Raw genomic sequence first — 17,866 nt, forward strand, 5'->3', positions numbered from 1 at the left:
GGCGCCTGCGCTTGACTTTGTCTGCCTTGCCACGTATCCGCGCCGCTTTCCGGCATGGTTGCTTCGGCCAGGCCAACGCGCATCGGCGTGTTGCCACCGACACCCTGCCCCCCAAATGCTTTCAACCAAGGGCTCACGTCATGAAGATTCGCAATTCGCTGAAGTCGCTGAAGGACCGCCACCGCGACAATCGCGTGATCCGTCGTCGCGGCCGCACCTATGTGATCAACAAGACCAACCGTCGCTTCAAGGCTCGTCAGGGCTGATCGACCTGGCGCGTCTTCGACAGGCGCGTCAGACATGGTTTGGAAGGCTTCAAAGGCTCCGGCATGCTCCGGGGCCTTTTGCTTGCGCGCTTGAGAGGTCCCGATGCCACCGGTTGACGCGATCATCTTCGATGTCGGCAATGTCCTGTATCAGTGGGACATCCGCCACCTTTATGCCAAGCTGATCGAAGATCCTGCCGAACTGGATCATTTTGTCGGCAACATCGTCACCGCCGAATGGCATTTCCAGCATGACGCCGGCCGCCCGCTCGCGGAGATGGTTGCCGAACTGACGGCGGAATATCCCGACCATGCCGATCTGATCGGCCATTATGTTCCGCGCTGGCTGGAGACCATTCCCGGCCCGGTGCCCGGCATGATCGATCTGGCAGAAAAGCTCGCACTGCTCGGCTATCCGCTTTACGGAATCACGAATTTCGGGGTCGAGTTCTGGGAGATATTCCGCCCCACTGCACCCATTTTCGATCTGTTTCGCGATGTAGTGGTGTCTGGCGCGGAAAAGATGGTGAAGCCCGATCCTGCGATCTATCATCTCGCGATCAAGCGCTTCGGCATCGACCCTGAGCGCGCGCTGTTCATCGACGACCGCCAGGACAATATCGAAAGCGCCATCGCATGCGGGCTGCAGGGCCATGTCTTCCGCAATTGCACAACACTCGAGGCAGAGTTGGTCGCACGCGGCGTTCTGGAGAATGTGAATACTTAATGGTCACCGATTATGCTACGGCATCGCCATGCATATGTCGATCCGCGAAGCCAAGGCCCGTTTCTCCGAAGCCATAGCCGCTGCCATGCGGGGCGAGCGGGTGGTCATCACGCGCCATGGCCGCGCCGTCGTCGAACTGACAGCTGCGACGGGCAAACAACCGCTGAATTTTGCCGCCGCGGATGCCTATCTGGCCGAAATTGGCTGGGATAATCAGGCCATGAAGCTGCCGGACCATTTCACCGCCCCGGCCTTTAGCCGGGAAGTACTGGGGCTCGACGATTGAGGCTGCTGCCCGATACGCATATCGCCTAGTGGCTGGCGGTCGAGCGCACCGCCCTGACTGGCCATGAACTCGCGACGCTGACGGCTTCTGACAATGAGATTCTGGTCTCGACGGTCACAATCTGGGAGCTGCGTCTCAAATGGAACAGCTTTCATGTGTCCGGAGCGCGCAAGGGGCCGGGTGACCCGACACCGCTTTTGGGCTCGCTCAGGCGCATGGGCCTCGACATTCTTCCGCTCAATGCCGAAACCGCGGCCGCCCCTCTCCACATCCCCATCGCGCACAAGGACCCGTTTGACGAACTGCTGCTCGTCCAGGCGCAACAGAGCGGCGCGCGGTTGCTGACGCGCGACCGCGCGATGCTCGAACACCCGCTGACCTATCAGCCCTTGTAGCCCTTGAGCTCCTCGCCGGTCAGCGTCACGATGTGCAGCACGTTGGTCGATCCGGGCGTACCGAACGGCACACCGGCGAGCGCAATGATCCGCCCGCCTGCCTCGCCAAAGCCATGGCGCAGCGCCATGCGCTTGCCCTTGCCGATCATCTCCTCGAAGCTGCCGATATCGCGGGTGACGACCGGATAGGCGCCCCAGAGCAGGCCGACGCGGCGGGCCGTCTCGCGCGAGGGGGTAAGCACCATCACCGGCACTGCTGGGCGCTCGCGCGAAACACGCCGCGCCGTCGATCCTGAAAGAGTGAAGCATACGATCGCGCTCACCCGGACGGTATTGGCGATCTCGCTGCAGGCAGCCGACAGCGCATCGGCGGTGGTCGCATCGGGCAGCGTCTCGATGAAGTGCACCCGCGCCGCATAGCCGGGGTCGCTTTCCACTTGGGTCGCGATCCGGTCCATCATGCCGACGGCCAGTTCTGGCCAGTCGCCCGCCGCCGTCTCGGCCGAGAGCATCACCGCGTCCGCCCCGTCATAGACCGCGTTGGCGACGTCAGATACCTCCGCACGGGTCGGCGAAGGGCTGGTAATCATGGATTCGAGCATCTGGGTCGCGACGACCACCGGCTTGCCCGAACGACGAGCCGTCTCGACGATGCGCTTCTGCATCACCGGCACCTCCTCGGGTGCCATCTCCACGCCCAGATCGCCGCGGGCCACCATCACCGCGTCGGACAGCTCGATGATCGCTTCGAGCGAAGCCAGGGCAGCGGGCTTCTCGATCTTGGCGATCAGCGCCGCACGCCCGCCGATCAGGCTGCGCGCCTCGGCAACGTCATCGGGCCGCTGCACGAAGCTCAGGGCAATCCAGTCTGCCCCCATGTCGAGCGCAAAGGCAAGATCGCGTCGGTCCTTCTCGGTCAGCGCCGCCATCGGCACCAGGCTGTCAGGGACGTTCAGACCCTTGCGATCCGAGATGAAACCGCCAACCTCGACCGAACACAGGATTTCGGTTTCGCCCGGGCGAAGTACGCGCAGCACCATCTTGCCATCGTCGATCAGCAGCCGCTGGCCCTTGTCGAGTGCGGCGAAAATCTCCTTGTGCGGCAGATAGGCACGCTGGTCGTTGCCGGCTTCCGGGTTCGAATCGAGCGTGAAATGCTGGCCGTGCTTCAGGAATGCCTTTCCGCCCTCGAACGTGCCGACGCGCAGCTTGGGGCCCTGCAGATCGCACAGGATGGTGATCGGGCGCTGCAGCCTGGTTTCGATCTGCCGGATCGCGTTGATCGTCGCGGCATGCGTTGCATGCTCGCCATGGCTCATGTTGACGCGGAACGCATCGGCCCCGGCGCGGAACAGCTTCTCGATCATCTCGGGGCTATTGCTGGCGGGGCCCAAGGTCGCCAGAATCTTGACCTTGCGACTGCGCTTGGCGATAGTCTTGCTCATCTTTGTCCTTTGAACTGGTGATGGCCGCTAAGGCCAGCAAGGCGTAGCGGCAGCGTCGCCTCACGCTTAGGCCAGTTCCTCGCCAATCGCAAAACCCATATGGAAAAAATGCCATGACCCAAGCCGTTCCTGCCCCGCCGTCGCAAGTCGACATTCCTGATGACGTCGCCGCTGCCGCGTTCCGTCGGCTGGTCGCGCATCTGCGCCACCGCCATGATGCAGAGAATATCGACCTGATGGGGCTCGCCGGGTTCTGCCGCAACTGCCTGGCCGATTGGGTGATGGAAGCCGGCGGCGCGTCCGACCGCGATGCCGCGCGCCAGCTCATCTACGGCATGGACTTTGCCACCTGGAAATCGCGCTATCAGGGCGAGGCGAGCGAAGAGCAGCTCACCCGGATGAAGGAAAGCGTGGCGAAGAATGCTCACCCCCATTAAGGGGGCGCTCCGAATGATTCCGCGCCGGGGATTCGCCCGGTGCTCCCACCCCCTTGTTGAAAGACCTTAGCGATGAGCGAAACCATTTCCGCCGACGACCAGCTGCGCCTTTTCATCGAACGCATCGAGCGTCTGGAAGAGGAACGCAAGGGCGTCGCTGATGACATCCGCGATACCTATAACGAAGCCAAGTCGCAGGGCTATGACGCCAAGATCATGCGCCAGATCGTCCGCCTGCGGAAGATGGAGCCGCACGATCGCCAGGAAATGGAAGCCATCCTGGACACCTACAAGGCGGCCCTCGGCCTCGGCTGATTGCGCGATGGCGGCGTTCGACATCCGCGACGGCCACCCCGACGACGGAGCCGAACTCGCCGCCATCTACGCCCCCCATGTCGAAAACAGCTGGGTGAGCTTCGAGACCGAAGCGCCCGATGCGGGGGAAATGGCGCGGCGGATCGCCGAATACGGCCGGTCGCACGCCTGGCTGGTCGCCGAGCGAGACGGCGTGATACTCGGCTATGCCTATGCCAGCCCTCACCGCGTCCGCGCCGCTTATGCAACATCTGCCGACATCGCCATCTATATTGCCGATCATGCGAGGGGCCAGGGCGTGGGCCGCGCGCTCTATACCGCCCTGTTCGACAGGCTGAGGACGAAATCGATCCACGCCGTGTTCGCCGGGATCGCGCTGCCCAACCCGGCAAGCATAGCGCTGCACGAGGCCATGGGCATGGCGCCGGTCGGCATCTATCGCGAAGTCGGCTGGAAGCTGGGCGCCTGGCGCGATGTCGGCTGGTGGCAGCGGTTGCTTTGATCGCCCCCGCTGGTGTAAAGGCCCGCTCCAGCACGTACATCCACCCATAAAGCAGGCAGAAATCCGCCATGGCAGGCCATAGTAAATTCAAGAACATCATGCATCGCAAGGGCGCGCAGGACAAGAAGCGCTCGGCCATGTTTTCCAAGCTCAGCCGCGAAATCACCGTCGCGGCCAAGATGGGCCTGCCCGATCCGGACATGAACCCGCGCCTGCGCCTTGCGGTCAACGCCGCCAAGGCTCAGTCCATGCCCAAGGACAATATCCAGCGCGCTATCGACAAGGCAGCCGCCGCCGGCGGCGAGGATTACGAGGAAATCCGCTATGAGGGCTATGGCCCTGGCGGCATCGCGCTGATCGTCGAGGCGCTGACCGACAACCGCAACCGCACCGCGACCAACGTCCGCACCGCGTTCAGCAAGAATGGCGGAAACCTCGGCGCATCGGGCGCGGTGAGCCACGGCTTCGACCGCATGGGTCTGATCACCTATCCGGCGAGCGCCGGCGACGAGGAAAAGGTGCTCGAAGCCGCGATGGAAGCAGGCGCCGAAGATATCGAGTCGACCGAGGACGGGCACGATATCTGGACCAGTATGGAAGACCTGCACGCGGTCGCAGGAGCCCTGGAAAAGACGCTGGGTGAAGCCGAGAGCGTCAAGCTCGCCTGGCGCCCGCAGGTCAAGGTCGACGTCGCCGAAGCCGACGCGCAATCGCTGTTCAAGCTGATCGACGCCCTCGACGATGACGACGACGTGCAGACCGTCTGGGGCAATTACGAGGTGTCGGACGCGGTGATGGAGAAGCTGGGTTAACGCCTTCTCCCCCGCCGTTTGTCCCGAGCGCAGTCGAGGGACGTTGTGCGACGTCCCTCGACTGCGCTCGGGACAAACGGGACTTTCGCCAGCATCATGACCCTCATCCTTGGCATCGACCCTGGCCTCGGCACCACCGGATGGGGCGTGATCCGCTATCAGGGCAATCGCCTCAGCCATATCGCCAATGGGCAGATCAGGACCAACGCCAAGGCCCCCCTGCCCTCGCGGCTGCTCGAACTCGACACCGCGCTCGCCGCGATCGTCACCGATTACCGGCCCGATGCAGCGGCGATCGAGGAGATCTATGTCAACAAGAACCCGCAGACGACACTCAAGCTCGTCCAGGCGCGGGGGGGCCTGATGCTCAGCCTGGCGCGCGCCGGCTTGAGCGTCGGCGAATATGCGCCGCGCCTCATCAAGAAGGCCATTGTCGGCACCGGCGCTGCGGAAAAGGTGCAGATCGACGCGATGGTGCAGAGGCTGCTGCCCGGCGTACAGATCGCAGGGCCGGATGCCGCCGATGCGCTCGCGGTCGCTATCACCCATGCGCATCTGGCGGCCTTCGAAAAACTGCGCTAACCCCCTCCTCTCCCTCGACGGGAGAGGATAGCGAAGCTTGCCGCGCAAGCGGCTAGCGCAGCTTGGAGAGGGTGTGGCACCCCTCACCCAGCTCCGACCAGGGCGCATGCGCCCAAGTCTGCGCAACCCTCTCCCGCGGAGGGGAGAGGGAAGAATGAAATGATAGCCAAGCTTACCGGACTGCTGGACAGCACTGCACACGACCATGCGGTCATCGACGTGGGCGGCGTCGGCTATCTGGTGTTCGCCTCCTCACGCACCCTGTCCAACCTCGGCGCGCGCGGCGACAAGGTGGTGCTGCACACCGAGATGCAGGTGAGCGAGACCGACATGCGGCTGATCGGCTTTGCCTCGGCGAGCGAGCGCGATGGTTTCCGTTTGCTCACCAGCGTGCAGGGCGTGGGATCGAAAGTGGCGCTCGCCATCCTTTCCGCCCTGACGCCTGAGGAACTCGCGCGCGCCGTAGCCCAATCTGACAAGGCAATGATCGCGCGCGCCCAGGGTGTGGGCCCCAAGCTGGCGGTGCGCATCTGCAACGAGCTCAAGGACAAGATGGGTGTGATCGCGCTCGGCCCTGGTGGGCTCGGCACGGTCACCCCGGTCGGCAACCACGCCGCCGATGCCGTCTCCGCGCTCCAGAATCTCGGCTTCAAACCCGCCGAAGCGGCCCGCGCCGTGGCCGAAGCGGAGGGCGAGATCGGCGATAGCGCGAGCCTCGACGCACTGGTGCGTATGGCGCTGAAGAAGGCGGCGCGCTAAGAGGACGGAAACGCCAAAAGGAAAACGCCATGCAGGTCACCGCTGTTCTCACCCGCGCCGAGGAAGGTGGGTTCGTCGCGCTGAACCCGGAAACGGGTACAACCAGCCAAGGAGACACGCTGGACGAGGCGATCGCGAACCTACGTGAAGCCGTCGAGCTATATCTGGAGGAATTCCCGATGAAGCTGAGCGGTGCCCCCATTGTCACGACGTTCGCCGTGCAGGAAAATGCCTAAACTTCCTGTCCTTTCAGGGCAGGAGGTTATCAAGGCCTTGGAGAGGCTCGGTTTCATGCAAGTACGACAGCGCGGGAGCCATGTGGTCATGCGGCGCGGATCGCAGGGAACCGTGGTTCCGTTGCACAAGCCGGTGAAAACCGGAACATTGGCCGGGATCATCCGTCAGGCTGAGGTCTCGCAGGACGAATTTTTCAAGGCAATTAAGTGACCACAGACCGCCTCCTCACCCCCGACCGCATCCCGGAAGACCAAGACGCGGCGCTGCGCCCGAAGACGCTGGCCGAGTTCATCGGCCAGGCGGCGGCGCGCGACAATCTGCGCGTGTTCATCGAGGCGGCGCGGGGGCGGTCCGAGGCGCTCGACCATGTGCTGCTGTTCGGCCCGCCGGGGCTGGGCAAGACCACGCTCGCGCAGATCATCGCGCGCGAAATGGGCGTCGGCTTTCGCGCGACCTCCGGCCCGGTCATCGCCAAGTCGGGCGATCTTGCCGCGTTGCTGACCAACCTCGAAGAAGGCGATGTGCTGTTCATCGACGAGATCCACCGGCTCAATCCGGTGGTCGAGGAGGTGCTCTACCCGGCGATGGAGGACCGCGCGCTCGATCTGATCATCGGCGAAGGTCCCTCCGCGCGCAGCGTGCGGATCGACCTGCCCGCCTTCACGCTGATCGGTGCGACAACGCGCCAGGGCCTACTCACCACCCCCCTGCGCGACCGCTTCGGCATTCCGGTGCGGCTGAATTTCTACACGGTGGAAGAGCTGGAACTTGTCGTCAGCCGCGCGGCACGGTTGCTGGGTCTTGCGATCGCGAAGGACGGCGCGACCGAGATCGCACGGCGCGCGCGCGGCACCCCGCGTGTCGCTGGAAGGCTGCTGCGCCGGGTGCGCGATTTTGCCAATGTCGCAGGGCACGCCACGGTCAACGCCGCCGCTGCCGATGCCGCGCTCACCCGGCTGGAGGTCGACAGCCTGGGCCTCGATGCGATGGACCGGCGCTATCTGATGATGATCGCGGACATATATCGCGGCGGCCCGGTTGGGGTAGAAACGCTGGCAGCGGGCCTTTCCGAACCGCGCGACACGATAGAGGACGTGATCGAACCCTATCTGATCCAGCTCGGCCTGATCGCGCGAACGGCACGCGGGCGCTGCCTCAATGCGCGCGGGTGGAAGCATCTGGGCCTCAACCCGCCCGAGGGTGCGCAGGAAGGCCTGTTCGAACTGTAGGGATTACTCGGCAGGGACCGTTACCTTGACCGGCACCGGACGCCGCGGGGGCTTGCGGCGGAACCAGAAGGTCCAGACCGTCAGCGATCCCAACAGGCTGAGCGCCAGCCCGACCAGGGTCATCACCAACCGATAGGGCAAGCCGCCCACCTTGGCGGCATGCAAGGGATAGAAGGTGTTGAACGCCTGCGCTGCGCCAGGCAGCTTAAGCGCATCGCGCGCTTCGATCAGTTGCCCCGTATCGGGCGCGAACCACAGGGTGGTGCGGCCATTGGGCAGCCATTCCTCAGGCTGCTTCATCCGCAGGGTGATGGGCTTGCCGGGCTCGCGTGGCAGGCTGAGGATGCGGATCTCGGCATCGGGAAAGCGTTGCCACGCCGTGCCGATCATGGCCGCCCAATCGGGATTTTTGGCGAGCGGGCCATAGGTCGCTTCAGGCGGCTTGAACGATGCCTCGATCGTTGCAGGGGCCGAAAGACCCAGCACCAGCGCCGTTACCGGGCGAAAGATCATCGTGGTTCCGGTGAACATCACGAGCAGAAGTAAAGGCGCAAACACGATGCCCAGATCACGGTGATGCCACAGGATCGCGGGACGACTGAACCGCGTCGGGAACAGCCGGAAGCGGAATGTCCGGCGTGTGCGCCACCACAATATCGAACCGCTGATCACGAAGAACAGGCCGCAAAGGCCCGCAATGCCGATCAAGGTCTCACCCGTCTCGCCGGAAAGAAGGTGGTGGTGCAGATCGAACAGGAATAGCTCAGGCCGCTGCCAGCCGTCACTCCATTGGGTGATGATGTTGCCCGTCTGGTCGGCATAGGCGCCCGCCTCCTTGCCTAAGGACAGCCGGTTAAGCCCCAGACTGTCACTGGCAAAGACAATGCTGCCCGGTCGGTTCGCGGGATCGGCCATCAACCGTTCGGTCGCGGCGATCAGGCGTGCCGTCTCCTGCACCTGCTCATCACTGGCATGCGGCAGCGAGATCCACGCATCGCGGTGCAGCAGCAGCGTTCCGCTCAACCCCAGCACCGCCAGCACCAGGCCGATCAGCCCTCCGGTCCAGCGATGCAGAAGATCGAGCGTCTTCATCAGAAACGCATGTCCCAGGCGAGCGTCATCGTGCGACCGCGTCCGGCGAAGAAAGACAGGTTGTCCGTCGGCAGCCGCACATCGCTGTTATAGTCGATATACTGGCGGTTGAAGATGTTCTGCGCGCTCAGGATCACCCGGCCCGGACCGACATCATAGCCGATATAGGCATCGGTCAGCGTGTAGCCGCCAAAATCGTTGCGCGGGTCGCGGACCAGACCGTTGAAGGTTCGAGAGAAATAGATCTGGGTCTGCACCCGTGCCGAAAGCTTGCCCCGGTCGAAACTGGCGGCGAGATTAAGACGGTCGGGCGAGATGTTGGTGCCGTCAAGATCGGTATCGACACGGTCGTCGCCATTGGTGTCGGTGCGCCCCAGGATATGGGCATAGCCGGCCGAAACGCGCAGTCCGTCGATCGGCAACTGCACGCCCAGATTGAGCTCGAGCCCCTCAATCTCGATCCGCTGTCGCTGGACGTCGAAAATGCCGTCGGGTCGCGCGACGAGCAGCTGGCCGCGCGTGCTCGACGACCAGAAATAAGTCACGCTGGCATCGATCGGTCCGCGTTTTACCTCGGCGCCGATTTCGCGGTTGTTCGATACGATCGGGCTGATGTCGAGGAAATTGTCCAAGTCGACCCCCCGAGTTCCGATAGCGCGCGTAATGCGCCCCACATCCGGGACCGTGAAGCCCTCAGCATAGCTGGCATATAGCCGGATGCCCTGCGCAGGTTCGATGATGACACCGCCGTTGAACAGCACATCGTCGAACTTGGGGCTACCACCGCTCACCAATACCCCACCGCGCGGCGTCGTGGTGGTGGCAATAGTCGTATAGTCGTCGATCTTGATCTCGACACTTTCCCAGCGCGCGCCACCGGCAAGGCGCACCACACCATCGAACAGCTTGAGGTTCGCCTGGGCAAAGGGTGCGAGGCTGCGGAAATCGGTCGGCGGTACCCAGATTCGGTCCGTTGCGATCAGCCGCTGCTCGGTCTTGTCGAACAGGGCGTCGAAACCGACAATGGCAGTGAGGTCCTCGAAGCCGGGCATCGCGCGTTCATAGCTGACCTTGCCACCGAGCTTGCGCGAGCGATTCTGCGACTGGTCGAACAATGCACCGACCGGAGCAATACGCTCGTCTTGAAAGGTCGCGATCGGACCTAGTTCGCCGCCGAACGTGTCCCGGGTGCGATTGAAGAAAATCTGGCTGACGAAATTACCCCCGGCAAGATCGGTATCGGTGATCGTCAGCGCAACACTTTCGGTCCGGTTCGCAGCGGGTTCGCCGGGAGGCGTGCCCCTGACAGCGCTGGTCGGCCGACCGGTCAGGCGATTGCCCGCCACCGCTACATATTCCCCGTCGCCCTTCAGCTCATAGCGGCTGGCCATCAGGTCGATCCGCGCGGTCGAAGACAAGGCATAGCCGAACCGCCCGAACAGCGAGAGCGTGTTTGACGTTTGCGTCTCGCCCTGGGTCAGGTTGATGCCAACGGCCCGGCCGTGCGCATCGTAGAACACGCCGCGCCGCTCATAGGAAGCCCCCACCGTCGCATCGAACCGGTCCGCCTTGTACTGGACGAGACCGGCGACCTTCGCGCCGAAACCGTCCGACCGGAAGTCATTGTCGGCGGTGCCCTGTAGCAGCACACGGCCCGACAGGCCTTCCTGCTTCGGCGCGCCGACGGTGACCTGATTGACGATGCCACCGGTACCGCCAATGCCCTGCAGCGCATTGGAGCCGTAAATCAGCTCGACATGCTCAACGAAGAAGCCGTCGATGGTGAAACCGTCGCGGCTGCCATCGCGCAGCGGCGTCGACTGGGGGATGCCGTTGATCGCATAAAGTGGCGACCGCCCACGCAGCGTCTCCCCCGCACCGGACAGCTTACCGCGTGTCGGCGAAAATGAGGGCGTCAATGTCGCAACGGCATCGGTGACCGAGCCGGACAGGATGATCTGCTGGTCGAGAGCCTGCTTGTTAATGATATCGATTGTCAAAGGCAGCGCATTGGGTGGCAGGATCGTACGTGCAGCGGTGACAACGATGTCGGCATCCTTACCAACCGTATCGGTTTCCTCCTGGCCCGGCTCTCTCGCGCCTGAGCCGGCGGTATGAGCAAGCGCGGGAGCAGCGGCGCTCGCCATCAGAACGGCCGACAAGATCATGATATGACGCATGGAGAATCCCTTTCGGGAAGGCCCCTAGCGCTCCATATCATCTATTGCAAGGCATTCGCATTATTAACCGCAAATGCGCCGCTTCCTCAGCTGCCTCCACACACCGTCTGGTCAGGGCAGATCTGGTTGTTTTCCAGGATCGCGCGCGCGGCACGATTTCCCTGCTCGTTGATCTGGCGCCACTCGGCAAGGGTCTTGCAAACCTTGGTGCTGCGGACGAGCGAGCCGGTCTGCTGGATTTCCCGACAGCGGATCTTGCTGTCATCCGCATTCGCCGTCTTGGCGGACTGCTTTTTTTCCGGGGTCTTGGCTTGCGCCATCACGGGCGCGCTGCCCAGCAGGATGGCAAGACTGGCAACAGCAAAGATTTGCTTCATTTCAAACCCCTTTTTCCCTAGGTCGCGGCCATCCTTATAGCCTGTTCTTACGATCGAAACCACCCGCACCGTTGCTGCTGACGTAGCTAACCGGTTACCGCGCATCGCTCATGCCGGGATTGAAGCCCGAACTGTCTGCGGCCTTGCACATCGCCTGAAGCAGCGAGCGCTCGTGCGCTTCGATATACGGGTTCCAGACGTCGAGAATCAGGACGGCACGGAGTTCATCACTGTCGTTCCACGCTTCATGCTCGATCGTGTCATCAAAGGCGAACGCCTCTCCTTCCACCCAGGCACGCGTTTCACCGCCCACGCGGAACCGGCAACCTTCAGGCACGATCAGTGGAAGGTGGACGATGGTCCGCGCATTGGTCACCCCGGTATGGGGTGGGATGTGCTTTTTCGGCTTGAGGATCGAGAAAAAGGCGGTCGGTGCCCTGCTGGGCAATTCGATGCGCGGCACTAGTTCCAGGGCCGCAGCAGTTGTCGGACATTTCTCGCAGGCCTGATCGATCCGCCTACCGTAATTCCATAGAAAATAGGCGCTCCAATCGAGCGAATGGTTGAGCGACGACCAGATGTTCTCCGGCGTGCCAGGCTCCTGCTGCACATAGGGCTCAAGCCCCTCTTCACCAGACTGAAGCAATGCCAACAGTTCCTGCCGAATGGCAGGCGAGTGCGCCTCAAATTCCGCCATCCAAGGAAACAGCGCGCGATCGAAGAACTCATAGGCAGGAAGAAACGGGTAGTGGATACCTTCGCACTGGTTAGTATAAATCTTGCGGCGGCCGAGCATGGTTTCGATACAGGCGTCAAAACGCGCGAGCTGCTGCTTGCCATAGTTCGCCCGCACGTCAACCAACGCGCTGTCCAGCGCTGCTGAAAAGCGCGACGTTTGCTCGGCGAGCCACGCCCCGCCCCTTGCCAACGTATCGGCCAAACCCGTCGGTAACGGTGTTATATGCTTGGATAGTGCCAAAGCCGCGCTCCAAGCCTTGACACCGTCCGCCACATTGTTTTGCCGAACATGCAATTCTGCCTTGCGCAACCAGGCGGTAAAGTTACGCTGATCGATCGCAATGGCGTTATCCAGCGCCGCCTGTTCACGCTCGTCATCGCCGGCCCGACGCGCAGCCGCCGCCAGATTGAGGCGCAATGCCGGCTCCGTTGGGTCGCCAGCAATCGCGCGTTCGAATGCAGCCACTGCACCCTTCGGATCATCTTCCGCCAACGCCATCATGCCCAGCATGTTATGCGCTCTCGGCTCGGCTGGCGCGACGCCATGCAGTTCCGCCAGAATCTGGCGCGCGCGAGCAAAGTTACCTTCGCGTTGCGCTGCCGTTGCCGCTGTCAGCAGCCTTTCCACCTGGTTCATTCTTCCCCCTTGAACCCACTACCAATCCTCACAAGTTTATGTGAACCGGTACCCGACACAGTGCAATAGCATGGAAAGACGCGACCTAGTTTACGCGTGTAAAGCAGGAGCACATTACAGGCCTTCGGCATCCAGCAGGCCAGCCTTCATGCAGAAGTCGATCTGAGGCCCGAGGTGGCGTGCATAATTCCGCCAACGGCCGACCGACCGCTGATAGACGGGCTTGCGAATATCGATCGAACTGGGCGTTCTGGTGGCGGGCAATGCTGTTGCCGGGTCGAGACATGCGGCCTCCCAAGGCAGGGACAAGCTGTTCAGAACCGGGGCCAGGCACGCTCTAGGTTCGGCCACCAGCGCCTCATACTGAACAGTGTAGACATCGTTCGGCCATCGCGCATGCCAAGTCTGTGCCAGTTCGCGAGATTTGACCATCCAATGGCAGATATGATCTAGATCGACAGCATAGGGCACTTGCACATCGAAATTGAGCAAGAAGCAGCTGATGAGATTGTCGAGTGGATGCCGTGCAGTTATCAATATCCGCGCCTGTCCGAACATGGCCTTGGCAACTGACAGGTGCTGAATATTGTCCGGGCGCTTATCGGTAAACCAAGGAGTCGCGATCGCCAGATGCTTAAGCGACTGGCGGTATTGGCGACGCATATTGACCAATGCGTCAAGCTTGGCCTGCGGTGCCGGGGGCGATGAGCGATAAGAGCCGATCAGGCGCGGCAAGGCCTCGCGTTCTCCACATGGGGTAATCGCGCTGTGGCGACCTAACAGCGATTCAACGAGGGTCGATCCGGAACGGAACATGCCGCAGATATAGATCGGCATAGGCCCTTCGCATTCAGGTTCGAGGTTGGGCACCTGTTCAATCTGCAGCGCGGCAACCAATCGATCCGTCTGGTCCGGGTCGTAACGATGAGGCGCCGGTATCAAGCTTGCAGCGAAGCGCTTCGCCTGCACTGCCGCCTGGAAGGCTTCATCATAATCGCCCGACTTATCGAGCAGATAAGCAAGGCTCGACCATAGATCGCCGGCAAGATCGACATCGAAATTGCGGCGTTGAAGCGCGGTGCGGACGAGATCTATTCCGGCATCAGGGTCAAGCAATCGAGCAAGCCGCGCAACCGCCATCGGATGATGCTGATGACAGTCCAGCAATGATCGATAGGCTTGTCGGGCCGCCGCGACATCGCCCGCATCCTCTGCCAGCAGGGCCAGGTTGAGCCAGGCCGCATCAAAGTCGGGAGCGATGGCCAAGGCGTGGCGCAGTTCGCAGTGCGCAGCTTCCGGATTATCGAGAAATTCCGAAAAGATGACCGAGCGGTTGAGATGGACATCCTGCGCTCCACGAATTCCCCGCCGGATCGCCTTGTCATAACTCTGCAGCGCAAGTTCGAACATGCCATGAATGCGCTGGACAAAGGCGAGATTGTACCAGTTATCTGCAACATGATCTTCGGCCGCCGCCAGCGCGGCCACCGCCTCGACTGCGACTGGCTGGTAGGGATTCCGCAAGGCAGAATGCGCCCTCTGCCTGAGCTGCGAGATGTTCCGGCTATCCATGCATCGCCTTTTCACTTCCGCCGTAAGGTCCTGCCATGCCTGTGCATGCTCCAGCCAGGCAGGCACCTGATTTATGCCAAGCCCCAGATATGAAAAAGGGGGCAGCATTGCTGCTGCCCCCCGTTTTCTTGAACCAGAGGTCTGAAATCAGAACTTCAGCTTGGCCGACACAGCAAAGGTACGACCCAGAGCGTCATAGGTCGACGGATAGGTGTTACCGCTGTTGAATGCGGTTGCACCAGCCGTGTTGCCGACGAGCGGTGCCTTCTGGTTGGTCAGGTTGAGCACCGTCATGGTCAGACCAAGATTGTCGGTGATCGAGAACCGCGTCGACAGATCGAAGTAATGATATGCGCGGATACGGTTGAAATCGACCTGGCGACCGACCATCGGACCTGCGCCGGTGACGGTGCCACGGAACAGGTTGCGGTTGGCATTGGTGAAGCCGCGACCGGTAAGCGCATCAGGAGCCTGGCCTTCATACTGCACCGAGTCGATATAGCGCCACAGCAGCGAGACATCGACATCGCCGAAGCCCAGCGTGGTACGCTGGCTGAACGAGAACTCCGGCTGGATCGACTGGCAGTTCACGCTGTAATAGCCAACGCAGTCACGGTTGAATGCAGTCGGCGAAGCACGGAACTTCGACGTGTTGGTCCAGTTACCGTTGAACGCCCAGCCCAGGGTGGCGAAGCCGAGATCTGTGCGATAGTTGATCGAAAGATCGATACCATCAGTGGACAGGCGGCCCAGGTTGGTCAGCGGTTGCGGCAGACCGAAGGTGTTGGCCGTGCTTCCGCTCAGCGCACCAGTGGTCGGGTTACGACGGATGCCGGTGCATGCCGGGCTGGTCGCGCTGGCCGCGGTCAGCGAACCGAAGCAACCCTGGATGATGTCACCCGGCGTCGCGTTCGTGATCGCGTTGTCCACGACGATGTTGTAATAGTCCATGGAGACAGTCAGACCGCTGAGGAACGTGGTCGGCTGGAACACGAAACCAAGCGCATACGTTTCGGCCTTTTCGGGACCGATCAGCGGGTTGCCGCCGCCGGTCACGTTGGCCTGGCCTGCTGCCGGCTGCGGAATGGTGCCAGCAGCCACACGGCCCGCCGGCGCACCCTGAGCGATACACACTGCAGAAAGCAGAGCGTTGCCGATGACGCCGGTGCCGGCGCAGGGGTCAACCGAAAGGTTGTCCAGACCGGTTACGACCGGAGCGAACAGTTCACCGATGTTCGGCGCACGAACCGCACGCTGGAAGCTGCCGCGGAAGCGGAGGGCCTCGACGGGCGCCCAGCTACCACCAATCTTGTAGGTGGTCGCGCTGAAGCTCGGCGAACCGGCGGTGTCGACTTCGTACTTGGAATAGCGAACACCCGCTTCGAGCGAGAGGTCGTGGAAGAACGGCTGATCCGATGCGATCGGAACGTTCAGTTCGCCGAACGCGTCATACACGTTGTAGCCACCGTCCAGCGGCAGGATCGCACCACCGGCCCCACCAAGTTCACCCGGCACGGCTGCCAGGTTATCCGGCTCGCGAGCGGCGGTGTATTCACGATACTCGCCACCGATTGCAAACGAGATCGGCTGCGATGCCGACGGAATGCTGAAACCGAAATCACCAGCCAGCAATGCGCGGGCCTGAGCGAGCGACGCCTTGTTGGTGACGGTGCTCGAACCGCGGATAAACGCCGCCTGTGCAGGCGTGATCGATCCGGCAGCACCGAACAGGTTGAGCGGAACGCATCCGCCTGCCGGGTTGGCGCAAGCGGTTCCCGCAGCATTCAGCGTGAGAGCCTGCTGCAGACGCGAACGAAGCACATAGTTCTGACGCGTTTCGCGGTTTTCGCTTTCACCGTAGGAACCCGACACGTCGAGCTTGATGGTGTCGGTAACACCAACCTTCACGCCAAGGCGATAATCGAACACCTGCGTGACATATTCGGAGATACGCGGACCGACTTCGACCGTACGACGATACACGCCGGGGATGGTCACGGTTGCGGTCGAGGTCGGGGTGCAGGCTGCCGCTGCGATGCCACCTTCGATGCAGAGCGTCGAACGAATCGACGGCGTCAGGAAGGGGTTGTTCAGACCGACGGTCAGAGTTTCACCGAACACGCCCGACGGCGCGATGATAGCGCTGACGGTGTTCTTCGAGAACAGGCCACGGGTATAGACTTCGACCGAGTCCGAAATCTCGTAATGCGCCTGACCGAACATGTTGAAACGTTCGAACGGGGTCTGGAAGATGTTGAACGGGTTGAAGTTGAAGCCCGCATAGAAAGGAACGATCGCATCGCCAGCGGGATTGGTCTGGGTCAGACCGAACACGGGGTCAACCGGGATGGCCGCGTTGTCGAACGCGAACGAGGTCGGAATAGACGTTGGCGAGTTACCCGAAGCCACACCGCTGGTCGAAGATACCTGGAACAGCGAAATCGGACGCGCACCCTGATAGACAGGATCAACTTCCTGATAGCCGATCGACAGCACGGCATTACCGCGACCATCGTCGAAGTTCGCACCAACGGTCAGGTCGGCGCGCAGAGCGTTGCCATCACCTTCTTCGGTGATGCGGTTCGAAGCCGACATCTCCACGCCGGCAAAGTCACGCTTGGTTACAAAGTTGACAACGCCCGAGATAGCGTCCGCGCCATAGGTGGTCGAAGCGCCACCGGTCAGCACGTCGACGCGCTCGATCAGCGCCAGCGGAATGTTGTTGAGGTCGACCGAACCGCCGAAGTTTGCAGGCACCAGACGGTTGCCGTCGAGCAGCACCAGGTTGCGGTTCGCACCGAGACCGCGCAGGTTGACGGTGTTGGTACCATTGGCACCGTTGTTCACGGCCGAACCCAGCGCCGGGACGACGCCCGGAATTTCGCGAAGAATTTCTTCAGCGACGTTGGCCTGCAACAGCTCGATTTCTTCCGCCGTGGTCACGTTGACCGGGCTGGAGGCCACGACATTGGGGTTCGAGATCAGCGAACCGGTGACTACGATGGTCGCATCGTTCGACGGCGCGCCGGTGTCCTGCTCCTGGTCCTGAGCAAAGGCAGGCGTTGCCAGCGATGCAGCACCAATAAGAAGCGTGGTGCCAAGCAGGCTCAGCTTAAATTGCGTTTTCATGTGGTATTTCCCCTTGATCGCCGCGCCGCGGAGGCATGGCTAAACCCAGTTCTGGAAGGTCTTTTTAGCCCACCATGCTGGCTGTGTAGGCCAAACTGCGAAACGCACGCAACGGGGAATGGCAGAAATTCAACGCTTTTCCCGATCGT

The 17,866-nt window shown here is 62.0% G+C and carries 20 protein-coding genes; 13 read left to right on the forward strand and 7 right to left on the reverse strand.

The window, feature by feature from the left end; translation table 11 throughout:
- The first annotated feature begins 140 nt into the window (after positions 1 to 140).
- From ykgO to C7451_RS03945, 4 genes are all read left to right on the forward strand, one after another.
- Complete coding sequence (gene ykgO, locus C7451_RS03930; protein ID WP_003046794.1) at positions 141 to 266, forward strand: type B 50S ribosomal protein L36; 126 nt, start codon at positions 141 to 143, stop codon at positions 264 to 266.
- A 103-nt stretch (positions 267 to 369) separates the two neighbouring features.
- Complete coding sequence (locus C7451_RS03935) at positions 370 to 993, forward strand: HAD family hydrolase (RefSeq protein ID WP_110297651.1); 624 nt, start codon at positions 370 to 372, stop codon at positions 991 to 993.
- A gap of 28 nt (positions 994 to 1,021) precedes the next feature.
- Positions 1,022 to 1,279, forward strand: coding sequence for a type II toxin-antitoxin system Phd/YefM family antitoxin (locus tag C7451_RS03940; protein ID WP_110297652.1), 258 nt, complete (start codon positions 1,022 to 1,024; stop codon positions 1,277 to 1,279).
- Positions 1,280 to 1,356: 77 nt separating this feature from the next.
- Entirely contained in the window at positions 1,357 to 1,674 is a 318-nt protein-coding gene (locus tag C7451_RS03945) for a PIN domain-containing protein (protein WP_279629486.1), read from the forward strand.
- Here the strand turns inward: C7451_RS03945 and pyk are convergent.
- Positions 1,662 to 3,119, reverse strand: a complete 1,458-nt coding sequence (gene pyk / locus C7451_RS03950; protein WP_110297654.1) for a pyruvate kinase — start codon at positions 3,117 to 3,119, stop codon at positions 1,662 to 1,664. The two genes, C7451_RS03945 and pyk, sit on opposite strands and share 13 nt — an antisense overlap.
- Positions 3,120 to 3,232: 113 nt before the next feature.
- Between pyk and C7451_RS03955 the strand changes: the two genes are divergently transcribed.
- The 9 genes from C7451_RS03955 (at position 3,233) to ruvB (ending at position 7,992) form a co-directional block, all read left to right on the forward strand.
- The gene (locus C7451_RS03955; protein WP_110297655.1) at positions 3,233 to 3,556 is read left to right on the forward strand and encodes a DUF1244 domain-containing protein; all 324 of its coding nucleotides are present in this window, start codon (positions 3,233 to 3,235) and stop codon (positions 3,554 to 3,556) included.
- Between the two features lie 72 nt (positions 3,557 to 3,628).
- Positions 3,629 to 3,871 (forward strand): DUF2312 domain-containing protein, encoded by a 243-nt coding sequence (locus C7451_RS03960; RefSeq protein ID WP_060977056.1) that lies wholly within the window; start codon positions 3,629 to 3,631, stop codon positions 3,869 to 3,871.
- Between the two features lie 7 nt (positions 3,872 to 3,878).
- On the forward strand, positions 3,879 to 4,373 hold the full coding sequence (locus tag C7451_RS03965) for an arsinothricin resistance N-acetyltransferase ArsN1 family B (protein WP_110297656.1): 495 nt from the start codon (positions 3,879 to 3,881) through the stop codon (positions 4,371 to 4,373).
- A gap of 68 nt (positions 4,374 to 4,441) precedes the next feature.
- Positions 4,442 to 5,185 (forward strand): YebC/PmpR family DNA-binding transcriptional regulator, encoded by a 744-nt coding sequence (locus C7451_RS03970; RefSeq protein ID WP_023837181.1) that lies wholly within the window; start codon positions 4,442 to 4,444, stop codon positions 5,183 to 5,185.
- A 96-nt stretch (positions 5,186 to 5,281) separates the two neighbouring features.
- Positions 5,282 to 5,767, forward strand: coding sequence for a crossover junction endodeoxyribonuclease RuvC (gene ruvC, locus C7451_RS03975; RefSeq protein ID WP_110297657.1), 486 nt, complete (start codon positions 5,282 to 5,284; stop codon positions 5,765 to 5,767).
- Between the two features lie 159 nt (positions 5,768 to 5,926).
- On the forward strand, positions 5,927 to 6,526 hold the full coding sequence (gene ruvA, locus C7451_RS03980; protein WP_110297658.1) for a Holliday junction branch migration protein RuvA: 600 nt from the start codon (positions 5,927 to 5,929) through the stop codon (positions 6,524 to 6,526).
- Positions 6,527 to 6,555: 29 nt separating this feature from the next.
- Positions 6,556 to 6,762: a type II toxin-antitoxin system HicB family antitoxin gene (locus tag C7451_RS03985; RefSeq protein ID WP_110297659.1), complete on the forward strand. Its 207-nt coding sequence runs from the start codon at positions 6,556 to 6,558 to the stop codon at positions 6,760 to 6,762.
- On the forward strand, positions 6,755 to 6,973 hold the full coding sequence (locus C7451_RS03990) for a type II toxin-antitoxin system HicA family toxin (protein WP_110297660.1): 219 nt from the start codon (positions 6,755 to 6,757) through the stop codon (positions 6,971 to 6,973). The genes C7451_RS03985 and C7451_RS03990 overlap by 8 nt, the downstream gene beginning before the upstream one ends.
- Positions 6,970 to 7,992, forward strand: a complete 1,023-nt coding sequence (gene ruvB / locus C7451_RS03995) for a Holliday junction branch migration DNA helicase RuvB (RefSeq protein WP_110297661.1) — start codon at positions 6,970 to 6,972, stop codon at positions 7,990 to 7,992. Before C7451_RS03990 ends, ruvB begins: the two co-directional genes overlap by 4 nt.
- Before the next feature lie 3 nt (positions 7,993 to 7,995).
- Here the strand turns inward: ruvB and C7451_RS04000 are convergent, their stop codons facing one another.
- From C7451_RS04000 to C7451_RS04025, 6 genes are all read right to left on the reverse strand, one after another.
- Positions 7,996 to 9,084 (reverse strand): PepSY-associated TM helix domain-containing protein, encoded by a 1,089-nt coding sequence (locus tag C7451_RS04000; protein ID WP_110297662.1) that lies wholly within the window; start codon positions 9,082 to 9,084, stop codon positions 7,996 to 7,998.
- Positions 9,084 to 11,264, reverse strand: a complete 2,181-nt coding sequence (locus C7451_RS04005; RefSeq protein WP_110297663.1) for a TonB-dependent receptor — start codon at positions 11,262 to 11,264, stop codon at positions 9,084 to 9,086. Before C7451_RS04005 ends, C7451_RS04000 begins: the two co-directional genes overlap by 1 nt.
- An 86-nt stretch (positions 11,265 to 11,350) precedes the next feature.
- Positions 11,351 to 11,710 carry a hypothetical protein gene (locus C7451_RS04010; protein WP_146215278.1) on the reverse strand — a complete coding sequence of 120 codons (360 nt, stop codon included), beginning with the start codon at positions 11,708 to 11,710 and terminating at the stop codon, positions 11,351 to 11,353.
- A gap of 25 nt (positions 11,711 to 11,735) precedes the next feature.
- On the reverse strand, positions 11,736 to 13,016 hold the full coding sequence (locus C7451_RS04015; protein ID WP_110297665.1) for an aspartyl/asparaginyl beta-hydroxylase domain-containing protein: 1,281 nt from the start codon (positions 13,014 to 13,016) through the stop codon (positions 11,736 to 11,738).
- Positions 13,017 to 13,130: 114 nt separating this feature from the next.
- A complete protein-coding gene (locus tag C7451_RS04020) occupies positions 13,131 to 14,696 on the reverse strand; it encodes a tetratricopeptide repeat-containing sulfotransferase family protein (RefSeq protein WP_110297666.1) in 1,566 nt (521 codons plus the stop codon).
- 39 nt (positions 14,697 to 14,735) lie between these two features.
- Complete coding sequence (locus tag C7451_RS04025; protein WP_110297667.1) at positions 14,736 to 17,717, reverse strand: TonB-dependent receptor domain-containing protein; 2,982 nt, start codon at positions 17,715 to 17,717, stop codon at positions 14,736 to 14,738.
- Positions 17,718 to 17,866: the final 149 nt, after the last annotated feature.

Origin of the sequence: Blastomonas natatoria (assembly GCF_003201955.1) — a bacterium.
Lineage (GTDB): Bacteria > Pseudomonadota > Alphaproteobacteria > Sphingomonadales > Sphingomonadaceae > Blastomonas > Blastomonas natatoria.